Annotated in this window: 13 protein-coding genes and 1 pseudogene; 4 read left to right on the top strand and 10 right to left on the bottom strand. The window is 39.2% G+C overall.

Going from position 1 to position 12,683, the window contains the following annotated elements; translation table 11 throughout:
* Window positions 1-22: 22 nt before the first annotated feature.
* Both ACQ4KW_RS08290 and ACQ4KW_RS08285 read right to left on the bottom strand, forming a co-directional pair.
* Window positions 23-658, bottom strand: a complete 636-nt coding sequence (locus tag ACQ4KW_RS08290) for a damage-control phosphatase ARMT1 family protein (RefSeq protein WP_430886064.1) — start codon at window positions 656-658, stop codon at window positions 23-25.
* A gap of 11 nt (window positions 659-669) precedes the next feature.
* Window positions 670-906, bottom strand: a complete 237-nt coding sequence (locus tag ACQ4KW_RS08285; protein WP_430886063.1) for a hypothetical protein — start codon at window positions 904-906, stop codon at window positions 670-672.
* 204 nt (window positions 907-1,110) lie between these two features.
* On the opposite strand from ACQ4KW_RS08285, the gene ACQ4KW_RS08280 reads away from it, so the two are divergent.
* Window positions 1,111-2,121: an aldo/keto reductase gene (locus ACQ4KW_RS08280; protein ID WP_430886062.1), complete on the top strand. Its 1,011-nt coding sequence runs from the start codon at window positions 1,111-1,113 to the stop codon at window positions 2,119-2,121.
* A 104-nt stretch (window positions 2,122-2,225) separates the two neighbouring features.
* On the opposite strand, the gene larB is transcribed toward ACQ4KW_RS08280, so the two are convergent.
* The 7 genes and pseudogenes from larB to ACQ4KW_RS08245 all read right to left on the bottom strand — a co-directional run bounded on the left by larB (window position 2,226) and on the right by ACQ4KW_RS08245 (window position 8,434).
* Complete coding sequence (larB, locus tag ACQ4KW_RS08275; protein WP_430886061.1) at window positions 2,226-2,972, bottom strand: nickel pincer cofactor biosynthesis protein LarB; 747 nt, start codon at window positions 2,970-2,972, stop codon at window positions 2,226-2,228.
* A gap of 26 nt (window positions 2,973-2,998) precedes the next feature.
* Window positions 2,999-3,847 carry an ATP-dependent sacrificial sulfur transferase LarE gene (gene larE, locus ACQ4KW_RS08270; protein ID WP_430886060.1) on the bottom strand — a complete coding sequence of 283 codons (849 nt, stop codon included), beginning with the start codon at window positions 3,845-3,847 and terminating at the stop codon, window positions 2,999-3,001.
* Window positions 3,816-5,212: pseudogene (gene larC / locus ACQ4KW_RS08265) on the bottom strand (nickel pincer cofactor biosynthesis protein LarC). Before larC ends, larE begins: the two are co-directional and overlap by 32 nt.
* Window positions 5,213-5,977 carry an energy-coupling factor ABC transporter ATP-binding protein gene (locus tag ACQ4KW_RS08260; RefSeq protein WP_430886059.1) on the bottom strand — a complete coding sequence of 255 codons (765 nt, stop codon included), beginning with the start codon at window positions 5,975-5,977 and terminating at the stop codon, window positions 5,213-5,215.
* A gap of 4 nt (window positions 5,978-5,981) precedes the next feature.
* Window positions 5,982-6,752, bottom strand: a complete 771-nt coding sequence (locus ACQ4KW_RS08255; protein ID WP_430886058.1) for an energy-coupling factor transporter transmembrane component T family protein — start codon at window positions 6,750-6,752, stop codon at window positions 5,982-5,984.
* Window positions 6,733-7,761: an energy-coupling factor ABC transporter permease gene (locus ACQ4KW_RS08250; RefSeq protein ID WP_430886057.1), complete on the bottom strand. Its 1,029-nt coding sequence runs from the start codon at window positions 7,759-7,761 to the stop codon at window positions 6,733-6,735. Before ACQ4KW_RS08250 ends, ACQ4KW_RS08255 begins: the two co-directional genes overlap by 20 nt.
* Window positions 7,762-7,804: 43 nt before the next feature.
* Window positions 7,805-8,434 carry a TetR/AcrR family transcriptional regulator gene (locus ACQ4KW_RS08245; RefSeq protein ID WP_430886056.1) on the bottom strand — a complete coding sequence of 210 codons (630 nt, stop codon included), beginning with the start codon at window positions 8,432-8,434 and terminating at the stop codon, window positions 7,805-7,807.
* Window positions 8,435-8,851: 417 nt separating this feature from the next.
* Here ACQ4KW_RS08245 and ACQ4KW_RS08240 point away from each other — a divergent pair, with 417 nt between their 5' ends.
* The 3 genes from ACQ4KW_RS08240 to ACQ4KW_RS08230 all read left to right on the top strand — a co-directional run bounded on the left by ACQ4KW_RS08240 (window position 8,852) and on the right by ACQ4KW_RS08230 (window position 11,169).
* Complete coding sequence (locus tag ACQ4KW_RS08240; protein WP_430886055.1) at window positions 8,852-9,535, top strand: class I SAM-dependent methyltransferase; 684 nt, start codon at window positions 8,852-8,854, stop codon at window positions 9,533-9,535.
* A 222-nt stretch (window positions 9,536-9,757) separates the two neighbouring features.
* Entirely contained in the window at window positions 9,758-10,918 is a 1,161-nt protein-coding gene (locus ACQ4KW_RS08235; RefSeq protein ID WP_430886054.1) for a DEAD/DEAH box helicase, read from the top strand.
* A gap of 29 nt (window positions 10,919-10,947) precedes the next feature.
* Window positions 10,948-11,169 carry a GNAT family N-acetyltransferase gene (locus ACQ4KW_RS08230; RefSeq protein ID WP_430886053.1) on the top strand — a complete coding sequence of 74 codons (222 nt, stop codon included), beginning with the start codon at window positions 10,948-10,950 and terminating at the stop codon, window positions 11,167-11,169.
* 80 nt (window positions 11,170-11,249) lie between these two features.
* Here ACQ4KW_RS08230 and ACQ4KW_RS08225 read toward each other — a convergent pair whose 3' ends face one another.
* Window positions 11,250-12,617, bottom strand: a complete 1,368-nt coding sequence (locus ACQ4KW_RS08225) for a hypothetical protein (protein ID WP_430886052.1) — start codon at window positions 12,615-12,617, stop codon at window positions 11,250-11,252.
* Window positions 12,618-12,683: the final 66 nt, after the last annotated feature.

The following is a 12,683-nucleotide window of genomic DNA, read 5'->3' as shown; positions in this document are numbered from 1 at the left end:
CTCACTTTCTATAAACTTAATTCTACATACGCCCCTCTAATGAATATGTGTTTTTCATAAAAACAAAGTCACCCTGACCACAACCAGCTTCACTTGCAACGACTTTACACTTGGCTCTGAGTAAAAAATATATGTTCTTATCTTTTTGGCCGTCTAGGGTTTCGAAATTGGCTTGCCCTTTTGAAATAATGAGATCACTGTCTGCAAATAATTTTACAAAGGCCTCGCTGCAATGCTCCAGAATCGTACCTTGTATTGATGCCCCATTTTCAACCACTTTAACAAGATGTGTCATTTCAGTGCTCACAGCATCTTGCATTGTGGCATCATTTACAATGGCACCCCCTTTTACAGCATAAACCACTTTCTCCTGTGGTAGCATTTCAACCAGAAGTTTATCAAAAACTATTTCACCGGCATTGTCCCCTATGATCATTATGCGCTTTGCGTTTTCAATATCTCTTTTAAATTCTGACATATCCATGCCAAATAAATCTGCGCTCAGACTTTCTTCCACCGAAAGTCTGACACTATTTTCATCCACGTCATTTCCTAAACTGTAATCAATAATATTGCCTGCGATCGCCAACCTTACAGCTGTTTCAAGAGGATCATGGCTCTTTATTATTAGTTTTTTTAAATCTAAGACCTGAATCAACTTGTCTGCGATTAAATTAAAAACTTTTTTTCTTGCAAATATGGATCTGTTTTCCCTGATTTTTTCTTGGCATATTCATATATTTGAGCAGTGATATAGGGCGCTGACGCCTTGAATGGATCCGCCCCCATACACCTTATACCGTAAGTGATAATATCTTCTTGCAAAGCTTTATCATCTGTAACTTTCTCGGCTAGTTTTACCAGTGCCTTCACCATACAAGGCAAGCATTCATTCTTTATTTGCATATTGTCCTCCTATATTAGATGCTTCTACATTTTACCACTTTATCTTGACTATAGGGTTACGTATCCATTACACAAGATGTTTGTACAAAAATATGCTATACTAAACCCGGATTGTATACATAAGCTGAATCCAACTATAATATGGACTTTTAAATCTCAGCTGTATGTAGACCGAGCAATGTATTGTATGCGAGGAGTGGTGTAATGGAAAAAAGAATTTTAGGTAAAACTGGACTTGAAGTTGTCTGTGTTGGGTTTGGCGGAATTCCAATCCAACGTGTCAACCAAGATATGGTCCATAAAATTGTTGATGAACTTGAAACGGTTGGTGTCAATTTCATTGATACGGCTCGTGGTTATACAGTCAGTGAGGAATTTCTTGGAAATGCCCTAAAAGGACGTCGAGAAAAATTCGTGCTGGCAACAAAATCTATGGCAAAAGACTACACTTCTATGAAGGCAGACATTGAAATATCACTGAAGAATCTTCAAACAGATTATATTGACCTTTATCAAATGCATCTGTTAAAAGATATGAATGACTATAAGACAGTTATGGGGCCAAACGGTGCTTACAAGGCTTTGCTTGAGGCCAAAGAAGCAGGTAAAATTGGCCATATTGGGGCGACAGCACACAGTGCCGATTTTATGATGGAAATTGTTGATGACATGCCTTTTGAGACCCTTCAGTTTCCATATAACTTAGTTGAAAATCAAGCAGAGCCCCTTTTTAAAAAAGCGAAATCTCGAAATATTGGTGTTATCTGCATGAAGCCTATTGCGGGTGGTGCTATTCAAAACGGTGCTCTCAGCATTAAATATATCCTCCAAAACGACTGTGTTTCAGCTGTTATTCCTGGTATGGAGAAACCCGAAGAGGTTCAGCAAAATATTTCAGTTGCATCAGGAAATTACACCTTCACTCAGGCTGAAAAAGAAGAGGCCGATGCCATTGTCAATGAGCTTCATGGAAATTTCTGCAGACGCTGTGGTTACTGCGCACCATGTGAAGCAGGGATTAATATTCCAGCAATGTTCATAGCTGAAGGCTATTACACACGTTATAAAATGGTGGGCTATGCAGAGACGTACTACTCCAAACAACCAGTCAAAGCAAGTGCCTGTATCCAGTGTGGCAAGTGCCTTGATCGGTGTCCTTATCATCTTCCCATTATTGAAAAAATGAAAGAGGTTGCCACTGTCTTTGGTGAGTGATGTGATGCATCTCCTTTGTTTATTTATGACATTGAAAAAGCCCCTTTATTATGAGGGGCTTTTTTTATAGTCATATGCATATTGACTTGTTATTGAATGAATGTCTAGAGCTTGTTGATAATACTTGCATTATAAGCCGCTCCAAAGCCATTATCTATGTTGACAACACTCACTCCACTTGCACAACTATTGAGCATGGAAAGCAGCGCTGCCAATCCACCAAAGTTTGCTCCATAGCCAACGCTCGTTGGCACTGCGATGATGGGTTTATTGACAAGACCTCCAAGAACGCTTGCCAAGGCTCCTTCCATACCTGCTGCCACTATGACGACTTTGGCACCACGAATGTCATCCAAATTTGCAAAAAGTCTATGTATGCCAGCAACACCAACATCGGTGATCTTCTTGACCTTGTTTCCCAGTATGCGTGCTGTCTCATAAGCCTCTTCCACAACGGGTAAGTCTGATGTGCCAGCAGCAACAATGGCTATGTATTCCTGGCTCTCTTCCACTTTGGCATTGGTTATGCACACTGTCCTTCCAATGGGATTGTACTCTGCTTTATGGCAAATTTCCATTATCCCCCGAGCCATGTCTTCACTGCATCTTGTAACGAGGACGTTGGCTCCTTTGCGGTTCATATGATCAACAATTTTTACAACGTGATCAACGGTTTTACCTTCTCCATATATGACTTCCGGATATCCAACACGAAGTTCTCTATGGTTGTCTATTTTTGCAAATCCTAAATCCGAGAACGGCAGCGTTTCCAACTGCTTTAAGGCATCTTTCACATCCAGATCACTGGATTTAACATCATTTAGTAATTTTTCTAGTGTATTTATGTCCACTTAAACACCTCTCATATCCAAATGCATTATTTGCCAATGGCCTGGTTTAAGCTTCCCATTTTATAGCCACCAGCCTCAAAGGTCACGTATGTGAATCCAATCTCTTTTAGCTTTTCCGAAATGTTGTCAAGCAAGTCCTCATCGAAGAGTTTCTTACGATCTTCTCGCGCCACTTCAATTCGAGCCAAATCTCCGTGGCACCGAACGCGCACAGCCCGAAACCCAATAGACATCATATAAACTTCTGAAGCCTCGATTTTTATTAGGTCTGCATTTTCAATTCTTGTGTCATATGGAATCCGCGTTAAAAGACAGGCATAAGCTGGCTTGTCATGTGTTTTAAGCCCTACTTCTTTTGATGCCTCTCTTATTTCTTGTTTGGTCCAGCTCGTTTCGAGAAGTGGGCTTTTGATTTCAAGTTCCTTTAAAGCCACCATACCAGGACGATAATCCTTGGTATCATCATAGTTTGACCCATCCATAACATATTCATGACCAAGGCCTCTGGCCTTTTCTAAGATATTGTCAAATACAAGTTTCTTACATAGATAACAGCGGTCTGATGGGTTATTTATTATTGCATCGGCAATCGTTTCGACTTTCAGAATTTTATGGGCAATACCTATATCTTCCGCCAATTCTTTAGCCTCTTCAATTTCCCATTTTGGTATATAGGGTGAGTCAACCGTTATAGCAATAGCTTTTTCACCGAGGGCTTCGCGAGCCGCATAGGCTAGAAATGTGCTATCCACACCCCCAGAAAAGGCAACCGCAACAGAACCCAAAGCCCTAATATTTTCTAAAAGCATCTCATACTTTTGTGAATGTATTTTTGTCATCATATCATCCTTTATGTTCAATTCTCCAAACAGCATCGTAAACCGCCTTGATGGAAACGTCATTTGCCTTTGCTGCAGCTGCGCAGTCTTCATATTCTGCTTTTGTCTTAAGACACTCTCCCTTATAATAGTAGTCCTTGACCTGAATTTTTCCATAGTCTGTATCAAGGGTCCTATAGGCTTTTTTCATCATGTGTTTGTCAACTGGATAGGCTCGAACCCCGCCGGACGTTGTTTCCTTAAAGAGAACATCTAAGATCAGATCGTGCTTGCTTTTTTCTGCAAGTACACTTAATTTGACGGCCGGTCTTCCTTTTTTCATGATAATGGGTGTTTTATATACATCAAGAGCACCATATTCAAATAGCTTTTCCTCTACATAAGCATAGAGTTCAGCATTCATGTCATCTATGTTCGTTTCCATTAAGTACTGGTTGGCGTATTCAATTTGTTCATAGTCTATAGGCGCATCTTCTAAACTAGCTTTTTTTTTTCGACACGCCCAAGATACACTCTTAAAACATTAGGCACTTCAAATGTTTTTGTTCCCAGACCATAACCAATTTTTTCAATAACGATATCGTGCTCATCAGAGTATATGTCGACATTGGCTTTTAGGATAGCTGCACCTGTTGGTGTTGTCGTCTCAAACGGTACCAAGCCCATTCTAACTGGAACATTTTTAAGAATTTCCGAAGTCGCGGGTGCTGGCACTGGAATTTTTCCATGATCGCACATGACAAACCCACCGCCAAGTTGCACAGATGAGGACATGATTTTATCCACGCCAAGGGCATCAATACAAATGGCTGCACCAACCACATCAATGATGGAGTCCACTGCACCCACTTCATGAAAATGGACTTCATCCACTGTTTTTCCATGAACTTTGGCTTCTGCGACAGCCACTTCATAGAAAATGTTTGTGCTCATTTTTTTTACGCTTTCTGACAAATCGCTGATGGCAATCATTTCACGTATAATTTTAAAGTTTCTATCATGGTGATGGTGATGACCGTGATCATGGGAATGACTGTCTTTATTGTCATGATTATGATTGTGGTCATGGTCGTGATTATGGTTATGATCATGGTTATGGTTATGGTTATGGTTATGGTCATGGTTATGGTCATGGTTATGGTCATGGTTATGGTCATGGTTATGGTCATGGTTATGGTCATGGTTATGTTTGTGGTTGTGGTCTTTTATAAGAACATCTACCTTTGTACCACTCACACCATTTTTTATATCTCTTTTCACGACCAAGTCAAATTCTTCATCAATTTTCAGCTTAGCAAGCTCTTTTCTAAGAAAGTCTTCATCCACGCCTAAGTCAATCAAGGCGCCTAAATTCATATCTCCACTAATGCCACTAAAACAATCATAATATAATACCTTCATTTATTTTCCTCCTAAGCTGGTTTGGCAGATTGGACATCTGGTCACTGACATTGGTTGCTCTAAGTGACTTGCTTCAAGCAAATCTTTATTACTAAAAACACTGTTTGGATTATCTTTTAAAAGGATTTGCCCATCTTTCATAACAATGAGTTCATCGCAAATTTCTAAGGCCATCTCCATGTCATGAGTGGCTATGATCTTTGTTTGGTGTGTCTTTTTTAGAATTTCTATCAAATTGCGTCTGCCTCTGGGATCGAGACCCGTCGTTGGTTCGTCCAAGACAATAATACTTGGATCCATCACCAGCACCGTTGCCAAGGCAACCGCCCTCTTTTCTCCACCCGAAAGCTTATAGGGGGGCTTGTTCTTCAAATGGACAGCGTTCACAGCTGTCAGAGCATGTGTTACTTTTTGGTCAATGTATTCTGGATCGTTTGACTGATCTTTAATGCCAAAAGCGACATCTTCAAAAACTGTGGTCATGAAGAGTTGGGCATCAGCGTCTTGAAATGTGTATCCTATCTTACTTCGTATTTCTCTTAGACTCTTTTTACTCATGGTTAAGCCATCTATTTGTATATGCCCTGTATCACTTTTTTCAAGGCCGACCAGGAGCTTTAACAATGTTGATTTTCCCGCACCATTGGCTCCAATCAGTCCTGTGGTCTTCCCCTTTTCAATAATCAAATCCAGATTTTCAAATACTTTGTCATCTTTATCATAGCCAAAAGTCATTTGGCTTATTTCAATTGCCGCATCACACATATAATTACCTCATAACATATAGGGTCAAGAGGACGATAATCCATAATAGGAAATACAAAATATCAACAAGTCCAACTTGTTTATAGTATCCTCCATCGAACCTTCCATCAAATCCCCTTAGTTTCATAGCTTCATAGAGTGTCTCAGATTTATCTGCAGTGCGCATAATCATCTGCCCTAGGAGAGAGCCCCAGACCTCATATTTTAAGGCGGTCTCTCCACCAGTTCTCAAGCTATAGGCAGACACCAGTGTCTCAAATTCAGTCACAAAGACACTTATGTAGCGGAACATAAGTAAAAACTGAACAGCCACAATCTCAGGCAGCCTCAATTTCACCAAAGCCCATGCAATACCTTCAATAGCTGTTGTAGAAATTAAAATCATGGCTGCCAGTATGCAAAGCAAAGATTTTAGAAACAATACCAATAAGGACAGCCAGCCTGCTGATACAATGAAATCGTCAAATAATACAATATAGTTTTGATCAAACAAGGGATTTAAAAGCCCTATGCTGACCCCCATAAAAAGCGGAACAATCATTTTATAAGCAATGGGCTTTAGGGGGATATCCACTGCCGTCAGCACAAATGCTGGATAAACAAAATACAGAACAACTGCCTGAATATCGTATTTTCCAGTGGATGACACACTGATCACAAAGGCAGCTGTCAAAATTAGCTTTATTAGCGGATTTATATTATTCATCCATAATGGCCTACGTGAAAGTTCTTCAATATATTTTAGCTGAAATAAATTACTTGCGAGCTTTCCCATATATCCTCTTTTTCTCCGTGGTCTTTCGTATTGTTAAGCCAATTGCCACCACGAAAAGAAGGGTTATAAGACTGCCTGTTAGTCCTGATAGGCTGGTCCCTATAATGCCGGTATAGCCAGAGAAATGTTCTTTTTCAAATCCATAGTCTGGCAAAATAGCTATTTTATTTTGTATGTCTTCAAGGGCACTCGAGTCAGTCCCGCTTTCTTCCAGAGCACTTGCCGATACATTTTCAATGGACCATTCTAGTCCATCTGGACTGGCAGAAGCAAACTGTGACAGTAAAACGCCAACAACCAGTGTTATAACAGCAAAGATTCGGACACCCTTTTGATATGAAAAAATAGACCCATAGCGATTTGTACCACTATATATAAGTTCTTTCCTGTTTTCTTGCAGATAGAGAACAACAGCCACTGTCACCGCGCCTTCGACAAGCCCAATGGCTAAATGAATGGGTTGCATAAAAGAGGCAAATACTCCAAAGGGCAGATCTGTCAAACCCGATAGCGTTGTTTGAATGACCACTGAAAGGGCGCCCAACTGAAGCCCAATGATTGTTGAAAGCATAATCGCTGTTATCTGTCTTAGTCGCGGACTGAATATTGTGGATTCCGAAATAGGTTTATATATGTAGGGATAGGCTAAATAACAGGTGAAAAAACCCAAATTGAAAAGGTTGCACCCGTAAGCCAAAAGACCTCCGTCTGCAAAAAACATGGCCTGAACCAACAATATGCTGGCCATGGCTAAAAAACCTGCGTGCGGTCCCAAAAGGACTGCCAGCAGAAGCCCACCACCAATGTGTCCACTTGAACCGGTTCCTGGAATTGCAAAATTTATCATTTGTGAAGCAAATACAAAGGCTCCTACCATACCCATATAAGGCACCTTTTGCTCCAAAGATTCGTAGTCTATTCTCCGCGCTGTATGACCTATAAGGCCAGCACTTGTCGCTAGCATAATACCGCCCACCACTGGCGTTATGAGTCCATCACTCATGTGCATATCTGTCACCTCATCGTTTTCTGCTTCACCACTTGCCCTTAGTTTATGACTTACCTTCTGGCTTATAAAAAGCCAATTTAAAAAACGCCATGTACTGATCTATTTCACTTTCAACCAAGTTTTGATCTTCTGTACCGCTCCTCAAGAAATCATGCATAAGTTGAAAGAGGGTCGATTTGACTGTAAACATAGCTTTTTGAACATCAATGTCTTCCTTAAAAAGCTTCTTATCTACGTTTCGGTAGACATCTCCAAGTATTTCATCATTGGTGTTTTCTTTAATATCTATGATTTCATTTAGAACCTCTATACTTGTTTCAAGTTTGCAGGAACGAACAAATCTATAAACAAGTGGATAATCTTTCAAAAGCTTAAGATTTCCCTTCATCGTTTCATTCATTCTTTTAATAAAATCAAAATTGTCCTTTGACAGGTGCGCTTTGGCATTAGAAATAATCATATTTTCACAGTGTTCAAATAGATATAAATAAAGTTTTTTCTTGCTTTTGAAGTAGTAAAAAAGTGATCCCTTTGAAATAGCCGCCTTTTCCACAATATTGTTTACAGAAGCTTTATCATAGCCGCCTTTTACGAACTCTTCCATGGCGCTGTTCATTATTGCTTTTTGCTTTTCATCTGGCAAGGCTTCAAATCTTTGAAAATTCTTTGACATATTTCCCCTCCATTCTCAAAGAGTATTGACCAATGTGGTCAAACTAAGTTTATATTTTTTGACCGAATCGGTCAACTCTTTTCATACTATTAATTTCCTTTTTTCAACATTTCTTTTTACACATTTTTTAGCCTACCCACTGGTGATGCATCATTGTGAAAGCATAAGCTATAGACTGGCAAACAAATCTAAAGTATCCCTTCTCTCGTTTAGATTCCAAATTTGTAGATTCCAAATTTGAGGTTTCTTGCCAAACTTTCATTTCATGATTGATTGAAGATTCATTTCGTAATATAATATGACCAAATGTTAAGATTCATAAATTTTACATTTTGATTGATTATTTACGAACATTTAGGCGTATCTATACTAAAAAGGTATACATTGTGAGTTTTATAAAGTTAAAGGATGATGATTATGACAAAAAAATCCCCTGATAAAACCTGGAACCGTATTGCCCAAGTATATGATTTTGTCCTTTCTACAGAAGAACGCGCTTATAATCAACTCAAAAAACGCATTGTTAACTCTATTGATTACGATGACAAAATACTCGAGCTCGCAGCTGGATATGGCACAATGGCTTTAGAACTTTGTCCTCACTGCCGCTATGTGGAAGCCACAGACATTTCAAGAGAAATGATTCGTAAAGCAGAACGCCTAAAAACGCATTCAAGATATAAAAACATTGATTTCAGGGTAAGTGATGTGTATGATATTGATTCTGATGACAATGCATATGATGTTGTTATTATGTCCAATACATTGCATATTTTAGATGTCCCAGACAAGGCCATCCAGGAAATTAAAAGGGTCTTAAAGCCCGGCGGCAAACTCATCATTCCTAATTTTATTCATAAAGAATCATTGCGGTCTACAATTTTATCCCATGTCATTACCACATTGGGCTACCCTACCAAAAGAAGATATTCTGAACAGGCACTCACAGATTATATTGAGAGCCATAACTTCGCAATACATAAATCAGTTGTTATAAATGGTACAGTGCCAATAGCTTATATCGAAGCTCTTAATGATGTTTCAATTGAAAGAGCCCCCCGTATCCATCAAATAGTGGTTCACAGCCATTACATGCCTTAAAAAACTCTTAAAGTGTCCTTTAGAATGCAGGCTTTGCTTGCATTCTTTTTATTTGATCAAGTGAACGGTTATGAATGTCTACCTTCTTGATATGATAATGGTATCCACTTGATTCAAAGCCCTTTTTTTGAGAAGATTAAGATGCGAAAGTAAGAATATTCAATTGACAAAGCCACCATCAAATTATAAAATTTACTGATAACACTATTTAGGAGAGTAATAATGAATACATTTGAATCATTGAAACTGAGTCCAGACCTCATTAAAGGGCTGGCAAAAGATAAAATTGAAGTGCCCACAGACATACAATGTCGTGCAATACCAACGGCTTTGGCTCATAAAGATCTTATAGCTCAAGCCGAAACAGGCAGTGGAAAAACCCTAGCCTACGTCTTGCCATCTTTCGAAAAAATCGATACGGCAAGCAAGGACCTCCACACGATCGTTCTTGCACCAACGCATGAACTTGTGGTCCAAATCAACAACGTGATTAAAAAGTTGTCATCTGATTCTGGAAGACCAGTCAGATCCACAACAATTATTGGACAAGTCAATAAAAAGCGACAAATTGAAGCCCTCAAGAAAAAGCCTCATATCATTGTAGGCACACCAGGTCGTGTTTTGGATTTGATCAAAATGAAAAAAATTAAGGCGCATCAAGTTAAGACCCTAATTATTGACGAAGCTGATAAGCTCCTATCCGACGACAACATCACAACTGTTATGGATGTCGTTAAGACCACTCTTCGCGACAGACAACTTATGATCTTCTCAGCCTCTTTGCCCGAAGAAGCTGTTAAGCGCGCCACTGCATTTATGAATGAACCGGAACTTGTTAATGTCGAAGTCAGCTCTGTAAACTCCGACATCGAACATCTATGCATTCTTAGTGAGCGACGAGACAAAATTACAAACTTAAGAAAGCTCATACATGCTGTGAAACCAAAAAAAGCCATTGTTTTCATCAATCGCAATGAGCTCGTCCAAGAAGTTACTATGAAACTGAGCTACCATAAAATAAAGGCGGTTGGCATTTTTGGTAACGCGACAAAGGCTGAGAGAAAGGCCATACTGGACAGCTTTAAAAGTGGAAAATCAAATGTGCTTGTGGCCTCAGACCTTGTTGCCAGAGGCCTTGACCTCAGTGATATAACCCACGTGATCAACCTTGATGTTCCTGAGGATCTCAATGAGTATACGCACCGTTCAGGTCGTACAGGCCGTGCCGGGGCAAAGGGAACTTCTATAACAATCGTGACAGATAAAGAGATTCCCCTGCTCTTAAAAATTGAAAAAATGGCTGGCATTGAATTTGATGCTAAGACCCTTTATAAAGGACAGCTCGTCGAACCAGAAGTTGAAGAGGAAACAAACGACCATTAAATATTATAAGACCCTAAGGAGGCTCAAGTATGATTATAAAATCTTTTAAAGATCTTACCTCTGAAGAACTTTATGCCATTTTGAAGGCTAGAAATGAGGTTTTCGTCCTTGAGCAAAACGTGGTTCGTATTTCTGCCCAGGCCTATTTGGAGTCATTCTATAACGCCTTGGGTTTCAAGCGCGTTTCTGATAACCACCTTGAAGATGGCATAGCCCACTTAGAAATGGTCTATAAAAGACCTTCACAATAAACCTTGAAAAACATGCTACAAGCAAAAAGACCCTTACTGATGCAGTTCACGTGAACTTGCTATCAGTAAGGGTCTTTTTTTTAATCCTCTTCGCCATATTTGTCAAAGATGGCTTTTATATCTCTATTGATAAATTTTGAAAATACTATTTCGTCCAGTTCACTAAGGGTTTTTAAATCTTCAATGAAGACATAGATTTTCTCACCACCTATATCCAGTCGGTGAAGCGTTTTGGTAAGCTTTTCCTTGTGCGCATTTTTCGATCTTTGATAATTATCGATTTTATCTTGAAGAGACGTAAAATTATCCTGCGTTTGCTCTTCTTCAGGCAAACACATATACTCATCAAGATTGAGGGACATGTACTGTTGCAAGTAAGAAATGTCTTCTTCCAGTTCTTTTTCAGCCCCCAGCTCTGTGAGGAAAAGACCTACGTTTGTTTGGCGAAGTTCATATCGTGGGATAGGCTTAGAGAACTTTGCCATAAAACGCTTCAATGATTTTTTAGAATAGTCCGGTTTTAGCATCATGGAAATGTAGGCCACTTCTGCCTCTTTTGTCGGAATAAATCTTTTAATATAATCATTTTCCTCAATATATTTGTTGACCTTCTCCTTATGGAGGGTCACTGTGGTTTTTAAACACTTCATATGCCCGTCTTCAATCAGATAGAGGGCGGAATATTTACTCAGAGCCTTCATAACAAGGTTGTAGACCTTTATATCATGACTCGATTCTTTTTTCAGGTAGATGGTTTTAAAAGCAGCCGCACTGCTATAAAGAAATTCTTTGCTGAATCGTATTTCCCGAAACTCAGGCTTTTTCATCTGGTGCCCCTTCATTTTCGTTCCTGGAGGGAGCTCACCAAAAATATCATCAATCTCCATTGGCTTAGCTGTTTCATCTACAATAAACTGGCTTTCATCATTAAAGAGACTAATACCAACATTGAGTCCTGTTGACACAGTCCGTACTGTAGGATTTTTATTGTAGTCAAACACCCAGTTGGCTTTTTTCAGTTCTGCATAACGCACATTTACACTATAGTCATGTGCGACCATAATACTTATAAAAATCAAAAAGCTAACAGGGGCCGTGAAAATAAAATATGATGCAATTCCTGCACCGGCCAAAAACATTAAGGTTAATATTAGAAGACTCACAACATAAGAAACAATCATTATTCTTCTAAAAACCCGAATCTTATCGTCAATATTTCTGATCAACCTGGTTCCGCCACCCACAGTGGCATCTTCGCTGTTATAGTAGTGGATTAAAGCCATATCTATGGTTGCCACAATTGATGCCATGAAAATTGCAATTAAAATGCCCCTAACTGGATGGGTCATATCAATCGCTAATAAATATAAAATTATTTGCATGAGATTCACGCTGATGTGACTGCGAATATTTCCAACTCCAATTGTATACAGCAACTCAGTATTCATAGGATCACCCTTCATTGTTTCTTTTCTATAATTACCCCTTGAACACCTGATTTACTCAATCTCGAA

Origin of the sequence: Tianxiuia mixotrophica (assembly GCF_050596425.1) — a bacterium.
Lineage (GTDB): Bacteria > Bacillota > Clostridia > Peptostreptococcales > Acidaminobacteraceae.
This window is presented reverse-complemented; position numbering and strand designations above follow the sequence as displayed.